Below are 16,149 nucleotides of genomic sequence, written 5' to 3' on the forward strand. Positions count from 1 at the left end.
GGTGTAATAAGCCGTTCAGACGTCTATACATCCGTTCAGCATGTTGGCACAATACGCATCATTAACGCAACATGGATTTCACCCACAATGCAGACACTTCAAACCACCAGTTTACAGGTTCGTGACAATCAGCTCTGGATTCTGGATCAGCAGGCGCTGCCGCAGCAGAAGAACTGGCTGCCCGCACACAGCGTGCCTCAGCTGATTGAACATATCCACGCGCTGCGGGTGCGCGGTGCGCCGCTGATCGGTCTCTCCGCCTCACTGCTGCTGGCGCTGCTGGCTGAACAGGGACTGACGCGCGCTGAACTGGCGCAGGCGCTGGAGACCCTGCGTGCCGCCCGTCCTACTGCGGTCAATCTGATGAACAACCTGGATCGGATGAAAGTGGCGCTGGCACAGCCAGGCTTTGCCCCCGCGCTGGTTGAAGAAGCCTGGCGGCTGGTGCAGGAGGATAAGCAACTGTGTGATGCCATTGCTGACGCAGGCTGCACGCTGGTGAAAGCCAACAGTCAGTTGCTGACCCACTGCAATACCGGCGGGCTGGCCACCGCTGGCGTCGGCACCGCGCTGGGTGTTATTGCCCGCGCCCATCAGCAGGGGCTGGTTAAAAATGTCTGGGTGGATGAAACCCGCCCGCTGTTACAGGGTGGCCGGTTAACCGCCTGGGAGCTGGGCGAACTGGCGGTTCCTTACACGCTGATCACCGATTCCATGGCCGCCAGCCTGATGGCCCGTGGCGAGGTGGATGCGGTGTGGGTCGGCGCTGACCGCATTGCCGCCAACGGCGATGTTGCCAATAAGATTGGCACCTACAGCCTGGCGGTGCTGGCCCATTATCATCAGCTTCCGTTTTACGTGGCCGCCCCGCATACCACGCTGGATCGCAGCTGTCCTGACGGCGCAGCGATTCCCATTGAGCAGCGCGCCGCCAGCGAAGTGACGGGCGTGGCCGGCAGTTTTGGCAACGTGCAGTGGGCACCCGAAGCGGCGAAGGTTTATAACCCGGCGTTCGATGTCACGCCCGCCGCCCTGATTAGCGGCTGGGTTCTGGACACCGGCGTGGTCATGCCTGACCAGGTACAGAACGGCATCTTCCAGCCGCAGTAACGGTCTGCGAGGCGTCTGCCATAGCGGTAAACGCCTCGCACATTGGCTGACCGATTACGCCAGACGCGGATAGGCATCCGCGATCTTGTCGCCGGTGAAATTCGCCACCCAGCCTTCCTGATTATCGAAAATGCGGATCGCCGTGAAGTGCGGTGACGATCCCATATCAAACCAGTGCGGCGTGCCCGCGGGCACCGAGATCAGATCATTTTTTTCGCACAGGATCTGCAGGATCTCGCCATCCAGATGCAGACAGAACAGCCCGGCACCCTCGACAAAGAAACGCACCTCATCTTCGCCGTGCGTATGCTCATTGAGAAACTTCTCACGCAGCACGGTTTTCTGCGGATTGTCGGCACGCATGCTGATTACGTCCCAGCTCTGATAGCCCTTCTCCGCCACCAGGCGATCGATCGCATGCTGGTAGGCGTTGATCACCGTTTCCGGATCCGGGTTTTCACCCAAATCGCGATCGGCCTCCCAGCGCTCAAAACGGACACCTCTGGCGTTCAGGCGGTCACGAATCGCTTCTGCGTCGGTGCTGTGCCACACCGGCTGGCTGGCTTCGCGGTCGGTAAAAATCGTCAGTGCGCTCATGCTAAATCGACTCCGGGTTAATCTGGAAAAAATCCGTCACCTGACGATGGCGGCTCTCGCTGTCCGCCTCGCCACGCAGTAATTGCAACGTCTGCCAGCCCGCTTCTGCGGCGGCATCCAGCTCCTGATGAATATCGGAAAGAAACAGCAGCTGTTCCGCTGGCTGGCCAATTTCAGCGGCGATAGTGCGATAAGCCGCGACTTCGCGTTTGGCACCAACGTGGGTATCAAAATAGCCGCTGAACAGGCCAGTAATATCACCTTCATCGCTGTAGCCAAATAACAATTTCTGCGCCGCAACCGAGCCGGAGGAATATACATAGAGTTCAATGCCCTGCGCCTTCCAGCGGGTCAGCGCAGGCAGGACATCGGGATAGAGATGGCCGGTAAAACTGCCGTTCACGTAGCCATCGCGCCAGATCATCCCCTGCAGCGCTTTCAGGCCGGTGGATTTGCGATCCTGGTCCATAAAGCCCAATAGAATATCTGTCGCCCCGGCAAGATCGGCCTGCGGCTGACCGGCCTCTTCACGCACCGACTGCAGCGCCGCCGCCACATCGGGCTGCTGCGCATTGTCACGCACGAAGTCCGGCAAGTGCTGGCGGGCATAGGGAAACAGGATGTTATGTACAAAGCGAATATCGCTGGTAGTGCCTTCGATATCAGTAACAATGGCGCGAATCATGCTTTCTCCAGCAGGCGACGTTGACGTTCACATTCGAATAAAAATTCCAGACCTTCCAGATGACGGCGGGCTTCGCTGACATCCCGGCCCCAGCAGGTTAAGCCGTGGCCGCGCAGCAGAAAGCCGTAATGCAGCGGAAAGCGGCCGGCGTAATCTTCAATTTCTGACGCCAGGGCCGCAATGTCCTGGCTGTTGTCGAACACGGGGATCGCCAGCGTATCGAGATGGGTGTGCTGGCCGCTCAACGATTTTTGCATCTCATAGCCGTGCAGCAGCAGCGCCGCGCCCTGCTCCACCCGCGACAGCACGGTGGAATTCACCGTGTGGGTGTGCAGCACCGCGCCCGCCTCCGGAAAGAGGCGATAGATCATCGTGTGGAGTCCGGTTTCTGCCGATGGCTTACGGCCTGAGAGCGACTGGCTGGTGGCGATATCGACCTCAATAAAGTCATCCCGCGTCAGCGTGCCTTTATCTTTGCCCGATTCACTCAGCAGGCAGACATGTTCATCGCGGCGCACGGACATGTTCCCGCCGGTGGCGGGTGCCCAGCCTTTTGCCCCAATCCAGTGACAGGCGGCGACCAGCTGATCTAACGGAAGACTCTGCGACATAAAGGTTCCTTGCGGTGAAATGAGATTCCGGGTAAGTACGCGTAGCCAACGCGCGGAGCATGACGCATGTAACTGCGAAATGATCCGCATCTCAGCAAGGCGGCAAGAGCGCGCATCCCCGGGAGCTTACATGAGTAAGTGACCGGGGTAAGCAAACGCGGCCAACGCAGAAGAGATGTGGAGCATGACGCATTTAGCCGTCTAAGCGTCTTGATTGCCAAATACTACCATCCTGTTTATAGTGGCACAAACACCGGGTGACACCGCATCAATCTTCGCGCTTAAGGCCTGACACCATGACGCAGCACAACCTCATCCCCGAGAGTAAACTTCCTTTGCTCGGCACCACCATTTTCAGCCAGATGAGTGCGCTGGCGCAGCAGCACAACGCCATCAATCTCTCCCAGGGCTTTCCCGATTTCAGCGGGCCGGACTATCTGCAGCAGCGACTGGCGTATCACGTCAGCCAGGGCGCGAACCAGTATGCGCCGATGACCGGTGCGCTGCCGTTGCGTGAGGCAATTGCAGAGAAAACCGCGCGGCTTTATGACTATCGTCCTGATGTGGAAACGGAAATTACGGTGACGGCGGGCGCGACCGAAGCGCTCTATGCGGCGATTACCGCGCTGGTGCGGCCGGGCGATGAGGTGATCTGCTTTGATCCCAGCTACGACAGCTATGCCCCTGCGGTCACGCTCTCGGGCGGCGTGATGAAACGCATTACACTGCAGCCGCCTGCCTTCCGGGTGGACTGGCAGGCATTTGCTGAACTGCTGAGTGACAAGACCCGGCTGGTGATCCTGAATACGCCGCACAATCCTTCGGCCACCGTCTGGCAGCAGCAGGATTTCGCCGCGCTGTGGCAGGCAATTGCTGCGCGGCCGGTCTACGTGCTGAGCGACGAAGTGTATGAGCACATCTGCTTCGATGAGGCGGGCCACGCCAGCGTGCTGGCCCATCCTGAACTGCGCCAGCGTGCCATTGCGGTGTCGTCGTTTGGCAAAACCTTTCACATGACCGGCTGGAAAGTGGGCTATTGCATTGCCCCGGCGGCGATCAGCGCTGAACTGCGCAAAGTGCATCAGTACCTGACCTTCTCGGTAAATACTCCGGCGCAGCTGGCGATCGCCGATATGCTGCGTGAGCATCCGGAACACTATCTTGAGCTGCCAGCCTTCTATCGCGATCGCCGCGATCGGCTGGCAACGGCGCTGAGCAACAGCCGCTTTAAGGTGCTTCCCTGCGAAGGCACCTACTTTTTGCTGGTCGATTACAGCGCCCTCTCCGATCTGGATGATGTCAGTTTCTGCCAGTGGCTGACCCGCGAAGTGGGCGTCGCCGCGATTCCCCTGTCGGTGTTCTGCGCCGATGCTTTCCCCTATAAACTGATTCGCCTCTGTTTTGCCAAACAGCCGGCGACATTAGATGCCGCCGCGGAGCGCTTATGTCAGCTTTGAGAATCACGCTACTGCAGGAGACGCTGAGCTGGATGGATGGCGAAGCCAATCTGCGCCATTTTGATGCGCAGCTGGCCGGACTCACCGGACGCGATCTGATTGTCCTGCCAGAGATGTTTACCACTGGCTTTGCAATGGAAGCAGCGAAAAGTTCGCTGCCAGAGTCGCAGGTGATTGAGTGGCTGCATCACCATGCCCGTCGTTTGGATGCCCTGGTCGGCGGCAGCGCAGCGATCCAGACAGAACACGGTGCGGTAAACCGCTTCCTGCTGGTCGAGCCGGACGGCACGCTGCACCAGTATGATAAGCGTCACCTGTTCCGCATGGCAGATGAGCATCATCACTATCTGCCTGGTGAGCAGCGTCAGGTCTTTGAGTGGCGCGGCTGGCGCATTCTGCCGCAAATCTGTTACGACCTGCGCTTCCCGGTTTTCTCGCGCAACCGCAACGATTACGATCTGGCGCTCTATGTCGCCAACTGGCCAGCGCCGCGCGCGCTGCACTGGCAGGCGCTGCTGTTAGCGCGGGCGATTGAAAATCAGACTTATGTGGCAGGCTGTAACCGCGTGGGCAGTGACGGCAATCAGCATCACTACAGCGGCGACAGCCAGATTGTTTCGCCGCAGGGCGAGATCCTCAGCGCGGCCGAGCCGCATCAGCGCGCCCGGCTGGATGCCGAACTGTCGCTGGAGGCGCTTCACGCTTACCGCGAACGCTTCCCCGCCTGGCAGGATGCGGATCGCTTTTCGCTGTAAACGGCAGGCTCAACTGCCGCGATAGGTTGACCACGACCAGGGTGAAATCAGAAACGGCAGATGGAAGTGGCTGCCCGCCTCGGCAATCATAAAATCGATCTGTGCGCTGACGTAGAGCGCATCCCGACCGGCGGCAGCAAAATAGTCGCCGATCTCAGCGGTCAGGCGGTAGTGCCCCGGCGTCAGCGGCTCCGGCGTCAGATCTTTCAGACGCCCGTCACTGTCCGTTTCACCCTGTGAAATCGGAAACCAGCCTTCAGGGCTGTTCTGCTCCAGTGAAATTGCCACACCGCTGGCCGGTTTACCCAGCGCCGTGTCGAGAATATGGGTGGTCACGGTACTCATTGCATCGTCTCCTTAAGGCGTAACAGGGTAATTTCACGCAGCTGATCCAGCGCTTCCTGCTGCTCGGCACTATCGTCATTCTGCAACCGACGCTGCAACTCTGCCAGCATCTGCTCGCCGCTGCGCCCTTTGGCGCGTATCAGAAACACCCGGCCAAAACGCGCTTCATACGCCTGATTGCCCTGCTGCATCGCCTGTTGCAGAGCGTGATCGGCCTGCTGCATCGCGGACTGTTCGCCGCGCGACAACGCAGACTCTTTATCCGCGCCCTTCGCGCGTTCACCGATGCGCGGATGCGCCGACAGTGCGGCCGCCAGTTCAGACTGCTGCCACTGACGCGCCAGCGCATCGGCAGTGGCCAGTAGCGCCTCGGTGCTGGCAAAAGGCCGGGCCGCCACCAGCGCCTGCTGCCAGGGCGGGATCGCCACACAGTGCCGGATGGCCGCCTGCGCTTCGTCAGCGGTAAGCTGATTAAATGTGGCTAATTCCATGTTCAGCTCCGTCCGGCAATCAGCGAGACCGCCTGCAAATAGGCCTGCAGCGCAGGTGCCACATCTTCCACCGCTACAGACTCCGCCGGATGGTGGCTGATGCCGCGATGGTTACGCACAAATAGCATGCCTACCGGCCAGCGCTCAGCGATGGCGATAGCGTCGTGTCCGGCACCGCTCGGCAGCGACAGGCTGCGACCCTGCACCGTTTCCACCGCATGGCTCAGCGCCTGTTGCAGCGCAGAGTCACAGGCAGTGGCACCGATGCGATAATATTCGTTAGACTCGAAGCGAAGTCCACGGCGAAGCGCAATCGCCTCTGCCTGGGTTAACAGGCTGGAGAGCAGCGTCTCCAGCGGCGTGTCCAGCGGACCACGCACGTCCAGCGACAGCGACAGCTCGCCGGGGATGACATTCACCGCACCCGGCGCACAGTTAATCGTGCCGACGGTGGCGACCAGCTGCGGGTCCTGCTCACGGGTGGTCTGCTCAATAAATACCATCCACTCGGCCGCCGCCGCCAGCGCATCTTTACGATGGGTCATCGGCACGGTGCCCGCATGGCCCGCTTCACCACTGAAACGGCAGTTGAGGCGGCGCGCACCGTTAATCGCCGTCACTACGCCCAGCGCCAGATCTTCCTGCTCCAGGCAGGGACCCTGCTCAATGTGCAGCTCAAGATACCCGACGATATCTTCAACCCGCCGTGCAGCCGCCTGGACATGATTGCTGTCGAGACCCACATCCGCCATCGCCTGCGCCACGGTGATACCGTTGCCGTCAGGATGGGTCACCCAGCTTTGCGGCCAGCTGCCGGTAATACCCCGACTGCCGAGCAGCGTAATGCCAAAACGGGTACCCTCTTCGTCGCCGAAGCCAATCACCTCAATCGCCAGCGGCAGGCGGCACTGATGTTCGTTAAGCCACTGCACGGTTTCAATGGCGCTGAGCACGCCCAGCATCCCATCATAGCGCCCGGCGTTGCGCACCGTGTCGAGATGCGAGCCGAGCAGCAACGCAGGCGCACCCGCTTCTGCTGCCTCGTAGCGCCCACAGATATTGCCGACCGCATCCTGCCACACCTGCATTCCTGCCGCCTGCATCCACTCACCAACGCAGGCGTTAGCGCGCAGATGTTCTGGCGAGAGGTAGACGCGGGTCAGCCCCTCAGCCGTTTCGCTGATCGCGGCCAGCGTATCGCAGCGCGCCATCACGCGCTGTGCCGCGACCTGGGCTTCGCTGGCGCTCATCATCATGCGTGGCTCCCGTAGTGATCCCACGCGGCCTGCGCGGCGGCACCCTGCGGCGTGCGATAGCCAACGTAGGTCAGCACCGTTTCCAGCGCCGACAGGGTCTGCATCACGCAATCTTTACGCGCGTTGTAGCCCATGGTGCCGATGCGCCACACCTTGCCATGCAGCGGACCAAACGAGGTGCCAATCTCAATGCCAAAATCTTCCAGCATCAGCTTGCGCACCTGATCGCCATTCACGCCTGTAGGTATCATCACACCCAGCACGTTGTTCATTTTGTTTTTCAGGTCGCCGAAGGTCTCCAGCCCCATCCCCTGAATGCCTTTCAGCATCGCTTCACCGTGCAGCTTGTGACGGGCGATGCCGTTATCCAGCCCCTCCTGCAGGATCAGACGGGCGCACTCGCGCGCGCCAAACAGCGCACTGGTCGCTTCGGTGTGATGGTTGAGCCGCTCCGGGCCCCAGTAATCCATGATCATGCCGAGGTCAAAATAGTTGGAGTAGATCATCTCCTCTTCGCCATCCTGATGCGCTTCGGTGCGGATCCCCTGCTCTACGCATTTGCGTTTGCGGATCACGGCTTCCATCTCTACGCTCAGGGTGACCGGAGATGTGCCCGATGGACCGCCCAGGCATTTCTGCATCCCCGCCGACACGGCATCCAGGCCCCAGGCGTCCGTTTCCAGCGCGTTACCCGCCAGCGAGGCAGTCGCATCGGTGTAGAACAGCACGCCATACTGTTTGCAGATTGCGCCCAACTGCTCAAGCGGTTGCAGCATGGTGGTCGAGGTGTCGCCCTGCACGGTCAGCAGCAGGCGCGGTCGCACTTTTTTGATCGCATCTTCAATCTGGTCCGGGGTAAAGACTTCGCCCCATGGCACTTCAATGGTGTGAACGTCCGCACGACAGCGGCGGGCAATTTCGCACAGCAGATGACCGAAACGGCCAAATACCGGTACCAGCACTTTGTCGCCAGGGCGAATAGACGACAGCAGAATCGCTTCGATACCGGCACGTGACGTGCCATCGATCAGCAGCGTCCAGCGGTTTTCAGTGCGGAACACGCCGCGATAGAGCGCCATCACTTCGTTCATGTAGTGGGTCATCGCAGGATCGTACTGGCCCAGCAGCTGACTCGACATGGCGCGCAGCACGCGGGGATCGGCGTTGATCGGCCCCGGTCCCATCAGCAGACGCTGTGGCGGATTGAGTTGCGGGAATTGTGTTATATCCATCATCATTTCCTTTTCTAAAACTCAGAGACGAACCGAAGAAATAAACTGCTTCAGCTCCGGCGTCTGCGGCTGGGCGAACAGCGTTTTACTGTCGCCCTGCTCCCAGACGCGCCCCTGATGCATAAAGACCACACGATCGCCCACGTCGCGGGCGAAGTTCATTTCATGGGTGACAAGGATCAGCGTCATGCCCTCTGCCGCCAGCTGTTCCAGAACCTTGAGCACTTCGCCCACCAGTTCAGGATCGAGCGCGGAGGTGATCTCATCACAGAGTAAAACTTTCGGCGTCATCGCCAGCGCACGGGCGATCGCCACGCGCTGCTGCTGACCGCCGGAGAGGCTGGCAGGATAGTAGTTAAGGCGTTCGCCCAGCCCGACCTTCTCCAGCATCTGCGCAGCCAGCGCCCGGCACTCGGCCTCGCTTTTCTTCAGCACGCGGCGCGGTGCCAGCATGACGTTCTCCAGCGCCGTCATGTGCGGGAACAAGTTGAAGCTCTGAAACACCATCCCGACCGAGCGGCTGATTTCACGCGCCTGCGAATCGCGATCGGTGATGGTCATCCCGCCGAGCTTGATGCTGCCCTCCTGATAGCCTTCCAGCCCGTTCATGCAGCGCAGCAGCGTGCTTTTACCCGATCCGCTGCGACCGATGATCGAGATCACCTCGCCCATGTCGATATCCAGATCCACGCCTTTCAACACATGGTTGTCGCCGTAATATTTTTGCACCTGATTAATGGTGATGAGCGGCATTGAATTTTTTCTCCAGATACTGGCTGTAGCGAGACAGCGGATAACACATCAGGAAGTAGCCCAGCGCCACCAGCCCAAAGACTTTAAACGGCTGATAGGTGACGTTGTTGAGAATGGTGCCCGCCTTGGTCAGCTCGATGAATCCGATAATCGACGCCAGCGCGGTGCCCTTGATCACCTGCACGGCGAATCCCACCGTCGGGGCGATACCGATGCGGATAGCCTGCGGTGCCACCACCCGCCACAGCGTCTGACCAAAGGTCAGGCCGAGGCAGCGCGACGCTTCCCACTGCCCTTTCGGCAGGGCGCGGATGCTGCCGTACCAGATGTCCACCAGAAAGGCGCTGGTGTAGAAGGTCAGCGCCAGCGAGGCAGCGGTCCAGGGGGCGACATCAATGCCGAACAGACCAACGCCGAAAAACGCCAGGAACAGCTGCATCAGCAGCGGCGTGCCCTGAAACAGCGCGGTGTAACCGCGTATCAGGCGCGTCAGCCACTTACGCTGCAGCAGCCGCAGAAACAGCAGCGGCAGCGTCACCAGCGTCCCGCCGACAAAGGCCACCAGCGACAGTAACAGGGTCCAGCGCGCCGCCAGCAGCAGGTTGCGCAGGATGTCCCAGTCGGTAAAGGTCGTCATCATGATGCCTGCACTCCAAACCATTTACGGCCAATCGCCAGCAGCAGATGGCGCATCGCTATCGACAACGCCAGGTAGATCAGCGTGGTCACCAGATAGACCTCAAAACTTAAGAAGGTGCGCGACTGGATCAGGTTGGCGGCGAAAGTCAGCTCTTCATAGGAGACCTGCGACACCACCGATGAGCCCAGCATCACGATGATGCACTGACTCACCAGCGCCGGATAAATGCGCTGCAGTGCGGGCGGCAGCACGACCCGTAGAAACGTCTGGCTGCGGGTTAATCCCAGCACCCGGCCTGCTTCCCACTGTCCTTTCGGTGTCACCTGAATCCCGGCGCGGATAATCTCGGTGCTGTAGGCACCGAGGTTGATCAGCATTGCCAGCAGCGCCGCCTCACCCGCAGTGAGTTTTAGCCCCAGTGCAGGCAGACCGAAAACGATAAAGAACAGTTGCACCACAAACGGCGTATTGCGGATCAGCTCGACATAGATGCCCCACAGGTGGCTCATCCAGCTCGGTTTGCCGCTGCGCAGCGCGGCACCCGCAATGCCGAGCGCCACACCACCGGTTGTCGCCAGCACCGTCAGCTGGATGGTGACCCACAGACCGGAGAGCAGCTCCGGCCAGTAAGGCCACAGGGCGGGAAAGTTAAGTTGCCCGGTCATGAATCCGTCCTCAGGCGCCGAGGTTCGCAGGCAGCGGTGCTTTCAGCCACTGTTCAGAGAGTTTATTCAGCGTGCCGTCCTTAATGCCTTGCTCAATCAGCGCATTCACTTTCGCTTTCAGCGCAGGCTCATCTTTCTTCAGGCCGATATAGCAGGGTGAATCTTTCAGCATGAACTGCGCGACGGGCGCTTTAGCCGGATTCTGGCGCGCAATCGCAGCGACGACCAGGTTACCAGTCGCGACATACTGCACCTGACCTGAGAGATAAGCAGACAACGTGGTGTTGTTATCTTCGTAGCGTTTCACCTGCGCATCTTTCGGAGCCACTTCGCTCAGCACCATATCTTCTACCGCACCGCGCGTGACGCCAATCGACTTGCCGCTCAGAGCCGACGCTGCTTTGATCTCATCGCCCTTCGGACCGAAGACGCCCAGGAAGAACGGCGCATAGGCGCGGGTGAAGTCGATCACTTTCTCACGCTCGGCGTTTTTACCCATGCTGGAGATAACCAGATCGACCTTGTCGGTTTGCAGATAAGGCACGCGGTTGGCGCTGCTGACCGGCACCAGCTGCAACTTAAGTTTCATCTGCTTCGCCAGATATTTTGCCGTGTCGATGTCATACCCCTGCGGCTGCAGGTCCGTGCCGACCGAACCAAACGGCGGGAAGTCCTGCGGCACGGCGACGCGGATGACGCCGCGCTTCTGGATATCCTGCAGTTGATCGGCCAGCGCGCTACCCGCCTGAGCCATCAGTAATGCCGCTGTCGCAACCGCCATCAAAACTTTTTTCATTATGCACCCCGGTGAGATTAACGTGAAACAAAAGATTCTTTGACATGGAATCTGCAACTAATGTGCCAATACGGACGGCAACAGAAAAAGGGTTAAACGGCAGAGAGTTCAGCAGAAATCGGGCGTAATCGGGACGACTACGCCATGAAGGGGATGTTCTGAAATGGGGCAAAGCACCAAAACGGTGCCTGTTAACGGTGCTCCAGTTCGTCAAACTGCTGGTAAAGGTCGGCGATCTGATGAATCCGCTGGCGTCCCTGTGCCAGCATTTCATGCAGCAGCGCATTAGCGATCAGGTTAACCAGACTCATGGCAGCACTGTAGCTGTCGAAGGCGGAGACGCTATCCAGCGGCGTACAGAGCTGCCAGCGTGCGAGCGCAATCACCGTCTGCGCCTGCGGCTCACACAGCGCCAGCAGCGGGATACCGGCAGCCTGCAGCTGCTGCATCAGCGGGCGGATGATGCGGGGACGACGGCGAAACGCCATCACGATCACCATGTCGTCCGGCGTAATATCCACCAGCTCCTCAGCCAGCGTCTGGCCCGGCTGCGGGAGGATATGCACCTGCGAACGCGCCTGCACCAGCTGCTGTCGCAGATGCAGCGCCACCGGATAGGCGTTGCGCATGCCGATGATAAAGACACGTTTAGCCTGCGCCAGCTGCTGAATCACCTCGTTAAAGTGCCGCGCATCCAGGCTGTTTACCCACTGCGTCAGGTTTGCCATCTCCTGCTTGTAGTGGCGCGCCAGCAGCGTGTTGCCCTGCACCGCATCCCGGTTATCGGTCAGCGGCATACCGCTCTGGCGCAGGATGCGAAGCTCATCACGCATATCCTTGTACTTCTCATAGCCGAGACGCTTGAACAGTCGACTGACCGTGGCTTTCGACACGCCACTAAGACGCGCCAGTTCGGCGCTGTTGTAACTTATCAGGTCATCGAAATGGTCAAACACGAAGTCGGCGATGCGCTGCTCCTGTGGAGAGAGCTGGGGATAGTGACTTCTGAGTCGTTCATCAAGCTGTTTCATAGGGCGTCCTGTAACTTTTGTTTCAGCAGAAGCTAGCACAATTTACGCCAGGTTAACCGACGCATTGTCAGCTGAGCATGAAAACTGGAACAGCTCTTGCTTTGTTATGGGTTCTGTCACCCAAAGAACGAGAAAAAGATGATTCAAAGCAATATGGCCCCGCAGGGGATGGCGGTGACGCCACACCATCTGGCGAGTGAAAGTGCGCTCGCGGTGCTACGTGATGGCGGTAATGCCATTGAAGCGATGGTGGCCGCGGCCGCGACTATCGCTGTGGTCTATCCGCACATGAACGGGCTGGGCGGCGATGGCTTCTGGCTGATTCTGCCGCCCGGCGGCGACCCTGTTGCTATCGACGCCAGCGGTGCCGCCGGTTCCCTGGCTCACCGCGATTTTTACGCCGATCACCCGACAATCCCACATCGCGGGCCGAAAGCGGCGCTGACCGTGGCCGGTACGGTCAGCGGCTGGCAGGAGGCGCTGACGCTCTCTGCAGAGATGGGCACCCCGCCGCTGCCGCTGGCCCGTCTGCTGCGGGATGCGATTCGCTACGCCGCCGACGGGATTCCGGTAACCGCCTCACAGACCGCCGCGACCACGAACTTCCTGAGTGAGCTGCAGCATCAGCCCGGCTTTCGTGCCCATTTTATGCCCGACGGCGATGTGCCGCAGCCGGGCAGCCGTTTTACCCAGCCCGCGCTGGCGAACACCCTGAGCCAGCTCACCGAAGCGGGACTCGACAGCTTTTATCGCGGCCCGCTGGCTCACCATATGGCCGACGAGATGGCGACGCTGGGCATGCCGGTGACGCTGGCCGATCTGCAACAGCATCGCGCACGACGCACGACACCCTTGCATCTCGCCCACAGCGAAGGCGACATCTGGAATATCGCTCCGCCGACGCAGGGGATGGTGTCGCTGGCAATCCTCGGCATCACCGATCGGCTGGAGATGACGGAGGCTGACGACGCGCAGACGGTGCACCGCATCGTGGAAGCCACCAAAAAAGCCTTTGCGCTGCGCGACAAACACATCACCGATCCGCGTCACGTTACCGAAGATGTGCAGGCGCTGCTGGATAGCGATCATCTTGATACGCTCGCCAGCCAGATCGCCGATGGCGAGGCCGCCGCCTGGGGCAACGGACGCGGACCGGGCGATACAGTCTGGATGGGCGTGATGGACAGCAGCGGCCTGGCTGTTTCCTTTATTCAGAGCATTTACCACGAGTTTGGCAGCGGTGTGGTGCTGCCCGGCACGGGCATCACCTGGCAGAACCGGGGCGCTGCGTTCAGCCTCGACCCTGACCATCTGCTGGCGCTCGCGCCCGGTAAGCAGCCGTTTCATACCCTCAATCCTGCCGCCGCGCGGCTGAAAGATGGCCGGACAATGGTGTATGGCGCGATGGGCGGAGATGGGCAGCCGCAGACCCAGGCGGCAATTTTCACCCGCCATGTGATTCAGGGCCTGCCGTTACAGCAGGCGGTCAGTGCGCCGCGCTGGCTGCTGGGCCGGACCTGGGGGCAATCGTCAGACTCGCTAAAACTGGAAGGCCGCTTTTCCGCTGAAACCGTCGCGCAGTTACGTGAGTGGGGACATGAGGTAGAACGGCTGCCGGACTTCAGCGAATCCGTAGGTCATGCGGGCGCGATTGTGCGCCACAGTAACGGCATGTTTGAGGGCGCAAGCGACCCACGCAGTAACGGCAGCGCCGCCGGTTTTTAACAGGAGCGAATCATGAATCAACAAGAGTGGACCCGTTATATCGGCCATATGGAGCAGATCCTGCAACTGGAACTGGATGAGGCCCGCCGCGCTGAGCTGCTGATCCAGCTTTCACGCATTGCGGAAATGGCTGCGCCGCTGATGGCGTTTCCGCTGGATGACCGGCTGGAAGTCGCAGGAGTATATCAGGCATGAGATTAGGTGATGTTTCAATTCAGACGCTGCAACGGGCGATCCAGCAGGGTGAGATTAGCGCACTGGAGGTGGCGAAGCACACGCTGCAGGCGGTTGAGCAGCACAACCCGGCGTTGAATGCCTGGACGGAAGTCACCGGGCCGCGCATGTTAAAAGAGGCCCGCGCGATTGATGCACAGCGGCAGCGCGGCGAAACGCTGCCACCGCTGGCGGGCATTCCTTATGCGGTGAAAAATCTGTTTGATGTGGCGGGTCACAGCACGCTGGCCGGTGCCAGCCTGTTCCGCGATCGCCCTGCAGCACAGTCAGACGCGTTCGCCGTTGATAAACTGCGTCACGCCGGTGCGCTGCTGTCGGGTATGCTGAACATGGATGCCTATGCTTACGGTTTTACCACCGAGAACAGCCACTATGGTGCGACCCACAATCCGCGCGATCTCAGCCGCGTGGCGGGCGGCTCGTCAGGCGGTTCGGCCGCCGCCGTGGCCGCCGGGCTGGTTCACTTTTCGCTCGGTACCGACACCAACGGTTCGATTCGGGTGCCCGCGTCGCTGTGCGGTATTTTTGGCCTTAAGCCCACCTTTGGCCGTCTGTCACGCAGCGGCAGCCATCCGTTTGTCGCCAGCCTTGACCATATCGGGCCGCTGGCCCGGCGGGTGGAAGACCTGGCGCTGGTTTATGACCTGCTGCAGGGCGCAGACCCCGCCGATGCGTTTCAGGCCGATCGTACGGTGGCCGCGACGCTGCCGGGGCTGTCACAAGGCAGCGAAGGATTACGCTGCGCCGTGCTGGGCGGCTTTTTTTCCCACTGGTGCGATGATGACGCCCGCGCTGCAGTCGCGGTGGTCGCAGCCGCGCTGGAGGCCCAGGAAGAGGTGCTGATGCCGGACGCTGAGCTGGCCCGCTCAGCAGCGTTTATCATGACCGCCGCAGAGGGCGGCAACCACTATCTGCCTGCCTTGCGTCAGATGCCGGAGCAGTTTGAACCAAACTCACGCGAGCGTCTGCTGGCGGGTGCCATGATGCCAGGCGCCTGGTATGTGCAGGCGCAGCGCTTCCGTCGCCACTTCCAGCAGCAGGTGTTACCGCTGTTTGATCATTTCGATGTACTGATCGCCCCGGCAACCCCCTGCAGCGCGATCACGATCGGCCAGCAGACGCTGTCGATTCAGGGTGAATCGCTGCCCGCCAAAGCGAGCATGGGGATGCTGACGCAGCCCATCTCCTTCCTGGGCTTGCCGGTCTGTACCGTGCCACTGGCGACCCGGAGCGGCCTGCCGATTGGCTTACAGCTTATCGCCCGTCCGTTTAACGAAGAGGCAGTGTTACGTGCCGCCTGGTCACTGGAACAACAGGGCATTACGATACCGCAAATGAATATGGCAGGAGCCTGATGAACAGAGAGATTAATTTACCGCAGGTGCTCAGCGAGGTGACGGCGCAGTTTTATCGCTACGAGCAGGCGCTGGTCAGCAATGATGTGGACGAACTGGATGCCCTGTTCTGGCACGACCCGCGCACCGTGCGCCTCGGGGCGGGTGAAAATTTATATGGCATCGATGAGATTCGCGCCTTCCGTGCTGCCCGCCCTTCAGCCGGGCTGAACCGGACGCTGCGCAACACCGTGATTACCACCTTCGGTGAGGATTATGCGGTCTGCAGCACCGAATTTACCCGTGCCGGCAGTGATAAAATCGGCCGTCAGCAGCAGACCTGGGTGCGCATGCCCCACGGCTGGTGCATCGTGGCGGCGCAGGTCAGTCTGATGAGCTGATTATCTCAGGTGCGTCGCCTGGCCTGAGCGA

Annotated in this window: 19 protein-coding genes; 7 read left to right on the forward strand and 12 right to left on the reverse strand. The window is 60.3% G+C overall.

Translation table 11 applies throughout. The features are described 5' to 3' along the window. The first annotated feature begins 87 nt into the window (after positions 1 to 87). The gene (gene mtnA, locus F3I44_RS15925) at positions 88 to 1,110 is read left to right on the forward strand and encodes an S-methyl-5-thioribose-1-phosphate isomerase (protein ID WP_150012996.1); all 1,023 of its coding nucleotides are present in this window, start codon (positions 88 to 90) and stop codon (positions 1,108 to 1,110) included. A gap of 54 nt (positions 1,111 to 1,164) precedes the next feature. Here mtnA and F3I44_RS15930 read toward each other — a convergent pair whose 3' ends face one another. From F3I44_RS15930 to F3I44_RS15940, 3 genes are read right to left on the reverse strand one after another with little or no spacing between them, the layout of a single operon-like run. Then, complete coding sequence (locus F3I44_RS15930) at positions 1,165 to 1,707, reverse strand: acireductone dioxygenase (protein WP_150012994.1); 543 nt, start codon at positions 1,705 to 1,707, stop codon at positions 1,165 to 1,167. A gap of 1 nt (position 1,708) precedes the next feature. Continuing rightward, positions 1,709 to 2,392 carry an acireductone synthase gene (gene mtnC / locus F3I44_RS15935; RefSeq protein WP_150012992.1) on the reverse strand — a complete coding sequence of 228 codons (684 nt, stop codon included), beginning with the start codon at positions 2,390 to 2,392 and terminating at the stop codon, positions 1,709 to 1,711. Continuing rightward, positions 2,389 to 3,003: a methylthioribulose 1-phosphate dehydratase gene (locus F3I44_RS15940; protein ID WP_150012990.1), complete on the reverse strand. Its 615-nt coding sequence runs from the start codon at positions 3,001 to 3,003 to the stop codon at positions 2,389 to 2,391. Before F3I44_RS15940 ends, mtnC begins: the two co-directional genes overlap by 4 nt. 296 nt (positions 3,004 to 3,299) lie before the next feature. Here F3I44_RS15940 and F3I44_RS15945 point away from each other — a divergent pair, with 296 nt between their 5' ends. Beyond that, a complete protein-coding gene (locus F3I44_RS15945) occupies positions 3,300 to 4,460 on the forward strand; it encodes a pyridoxal phosphate-dependent aminotransferase (RefSeq protein ID WP_150012988.1) in 1,161 nt (386 codons plus the stop codon). Continuing rightward, positions 4,448 to 5,215 carry an amidohydrolase gene (locus F3I44_RS15950; RefSeq protein WP_150012986.1) on the forward strand — a complete coding sequence of 256 codons (768 nt, stop codon included), beginning with the start codon at positions 4,448 to 4,450 and terminating at the stop codon, positions 5,213 to 5,215. The genes F3I44_RS15945 and F3I44_RS15950 overlap by 13 nt, the downstream gene beginning before the upstream one ends. Before the next feature lie 9 nt (positions 5,216 to 5,224). On the opposite strand, the gene uraH is transcribed toward F3I44_RS15950, so the two are convergent. The 9 genes from uraH to hpxU all read right to left on the reverse strand — a co-directional run bounded on the left by uraH (position 5,225) and on the right by hpxU (position 12,424). After that, the gene (gene uraH, locus F3I44_RS15955) at positions 5,225 to 5,560 is read right to left on the reverse strand and encodes a hydroxyisourate hydrolase (protein ID WP_010671151.1); all 336 of its coding nucleotides are present in this window, start codon (positions 5,558 to 5,560) and stop codon (positions 5,225 to 5,227) included. Continuing rightward, a complete protein-coding gene (gene uraD, locus F3I44_RS15960) occupies positions 5,557 to 6,051 on the reverse strand; it encodes a 2-oxo-4-hydroxy-4-carboxy-5-ureidoimidazoline decarboxylase (RefSeq protein WP_150012984.1) in 495 nt (164 codons plus the stop codon). The genes uraH and uraD overlap by 4 nt, the downstream gene beginning before the upstream one ends. 2 nt (positions 6,052 to 6,053) lie before the next feature. Then, positions 6,054 to 7,307, reverse strand: a complete 1,254-nt coding sequence (hpxK, locus tag F3I44_RS15965) for an allantoate amidohydrolase (protein ID WP_150012982.1) — start codon at positions 7,305 to 7,307, stop codon at positions 6,054 to 6,056. Then, complete coding sequence (locus F3I44_RS15970; protein WP_150012980.1) at positions 7,304 to 8,539, reverse strand: alanine--glyoxylate aminotransferase family protein; 1,236 nt, start codon at positions 8,537 to 8,539, stop codon at positions 7,304 to 7,306. Before F3I44_RS15970 ends, hpxK begins: the two co-directional genes overlap by 4 nt. Positions 8,540 to 8,560: 21 nt before the next feature. Continuing rightward, positions 8,561 to 9,292 (reverse strand): amino acid ABC transporter ATP-binding protein, encoded by a 732-nt coding sequence (locus tag F3I44_RS15975; protein ID WP_061061686.1) that lies wholly within the window; start codon positions 9,290 to 9,292, stop codon positions 8,561 to 8,563. Continuing rightward, positions 9,273 to 9,929, reverse strand: a complete 657-nt coding sequence (locus F3I44_RS15980) for an amino acid ABC transporter permease (RefSeq protein ID WP_190285956.1) — start codon at positions 9,927 to 9,929, stop codon at positions 9,273 to 9,275. The genes F3I44_RS15975 and F3I44_RS15980 overlap by 20 nt, the downstream gene beginning before the upstream one ends. After that, complete coding sequence (locus F3I44_RS15985; protein WP_150012978.1) at positions 9,929 to 10,597, reverse strand: amino acid ABC transporter permease; 669 nt, start codon at positions 10,595 to 10,597, stop codon at positions 9,929 to 9,931. Before F3I44_RS15985 ends, F3I44_RS15980 begins: the two co-directional genes overlap by 1 nt. 10 nt (positions 10,598 to 10,607) lie before the next feature. Then, entirely contained in the window at positions 10,608 to 11,393 is a 786-nt protein-coding gene (locus tag F3I44_RS15990) for a transporter substrate-binding domain-containing protein (protein ID WP_150012976.1), read from the reverse strand. 191 nt (positions 11,394 to 11,584) lie between these two features. After that, positions 11,585 to 12,424 (reverse strand): MurR/RpiR family transcriptional regulator HpxU, encoded by an 840-nt coding sequence (hpxU, locus tag F3I44_RS15995; RefSeq protein WP_150012974.1) that lies wholly within the window; start codon positions 12,422 to 12,424, stop codon positions 11,585 to 11,587. 138 nt (positions 12,425 to 12,562) lie between these two features. Between hpxU and F3I44_RS16000 the strand changes: the two genes are divergently transcribed. From F3I44_RS16000 to hpxZ, 4 genes are read left to right on the forward strand one after another with little or no spacing between them, the layout of a single operon-like run. Then, the gene (locus tag F3I44_RS16000; RefSeq protein ID WP_150012972.1) at positions 12,563 to 14,149 is read left to right on the forward strand and encodes a gamma-glutamyltransferase family protein; all 1,587 of its coding nucleotides are present in this window, start codon (positions 12,563 to 12,565) and stop codon (positions 14,147 to 14,149) included. Between the two features lie 12 nt (positions 14,150 to 14,161). Next, positions 14,162 to 14,344, forward strand: coding sequence for an oxalurate catabolism protein HpxX (gene hpxX, locus F3I44_RS16005; RefSeq protein WP_150012970.1), 183 nt, complete (start codon positions 14,162 to 14,164; stop codon positions 14,342 to 14,344). Beyond that, positions 14,341 to 15,738: an AtzE family amidohydrolase gene (locus F3I44_RS16010; RefSeq protein ID WP_150012968.1), complete on the forward strand. Its 1,398-nt coding sequence runs from the start codon at positions 14,341 to 14,343 to the stop codon at positions 15,736 to 15,738. Before hpxX ends, F3I44_RS16010 begins: the two co-directional genes overlap by 4 nt. Next, a complete protein-coding gene (hpxZ, locus tag F3I44_RS16015) occupies positions 15,738 to 16,118 on the forward strand; it encodes an oxalurate catabolism protein HpxZ (protein ID WP_150012966.1) in 381 nt (126 codons plus the stop codon). Before F3I44_RS16010 ends, hpxZ begins: the two co-directional genes overlap by 1 nt. The last annotated feature ends 31 nt before the right edge of the window (positions 16,119 to 16,149 follow it).

It is taken from the genome of Pantoea sp. F_5, assembly GCF_008631595.1.
Classification (GTDB): Bacteria; Pseudomonadota; Gammaproteobacteria; order Enterobacterales; family Enterobacteriaceae; genus Pantoea; species Pantoea gossypiicola.

Coding starts and splice junctions, on each gene's coding strand:
- mtnA (WP_150012996.1), top strand. CDS start 88: ATGCAGACACTTCAAACCACCAGTTTACAGGTTCGTGACAATCAGCTC.
- F3I44_RS15930 (WP_150012994.1), bottom strand. CDS start 1,707: ATGAGCGCACTGACGATTTTTACCGACCGCGAAGCCAGCCAGCCGGTG.
- mtnC (WP_150012992.1), bottom strand. CDS start 2,392: ATGATTCGCGCCATTGTTACTGATATCGAAGGCACTACCAGCGATATT.
- F3I44_RS15940 (WP_150012990.1), bottom strand. CDS start 3,003: ATGTCGCAGAGTCTTCCGTTAGATCAGCTGGTCGCCGCCTGTCACTGG.
- F3I44_RS15945 (WP_150012988.1), top strand. CDS start 3,300: ATGACGCAGCACAACCTCATCCCCGAGAGTAAACTTCCTTTGCTCGGC.
- F3I44_RS15950 (WP_150012986.1), top strand. CDS start 4,448: ATGTCAGCTTTGAGAATCACGCTACTGCAGGAGACGCTGAGCTGGATG.
- uraH (WP_010671151.1), bottom strand. CDS start 5,560: ATGAGTACCGTGACCACCCATATTCTCGACACGGCGCTGGGTAAACCG.
- uraD (WP_150012984.1), bottom strand. CDS start 6,051: ATGGAATTAGCCACATTTAATCAGCTTACCGCTGACGAAGCGCAGGCG.
- hpxK (WP_150012982.1), bottom strand. CDS start 7,307: ATGATGATGAGCGCCAGCGAAGCCCAGGTCGCGGCACAGCGCGTGATG.
- F3I44_RS15970 (WP_150012980.1), bottom strand. CDS start 8,539: ATGGATATAACACAATTCCCGCAACTCAATCCGCCACAGCGTCTGCTG.
- F3I44_RS15975 (WP_061061686.1), bottom strand. CDS start 9,292: ATGCCGCTCATCACCATTAATCAGGTGCAAAAATATTACGGCGACAAC.
- F3I44_RS15980 (WP_190285956.1), bottom strand. CDS start 9,929: ATGACGACCTTTACCGACTGGGACATCCTGCGCAACCTGCTGCTGGCG.
- F3I44_RS15985 (WP_150012978.1), bottom strand. CDS start 10,597: ATGACCGGGCAACTTAACTTTCCCGCCCTGTGGCCTTACTGGCCGGAG.
- F3I44_RS15990 (WP_150012976.1), bottom strand. CDS start 11,393: ATGAAAAAAGTTTTGATGGCGGTTGCGACAGCGGCATTACTGATGGCT.
- hpxU (WP_150012974.1), bottom strand. CDS start 12,424: ATGAAACAGCTTGATGAACGACTCAGAAGTCACTATCCCCAGCTCTCT.
- F3I44_RS16000 (WP_150012972.1), top strand. CDS start 12,563: ATGATTCAAAGCAATATGGCCCCGCAGGGGATGGCGGTGACGCCACAC.
- hpxX (WP_150012970.1), top strand. CDS start 14,162: ATGAATCAACAAGAGTGGACCCGTTATATCGGCCATATGGAGCAGATC.
- F3I44_RS16010 (WP_150012968.1), top strand. CDS start 14,341: ATGAGATTAGGTGATGTTTCAATTCAGACGCTGCAACGGGCGATCCAG.
- hpxZ (WP_150012966.1), top strand. CDS start 15,738: ATGAACAGAGAGATTAATTTACCGCAGGTGCTCAGCGAGGTGACGGCG.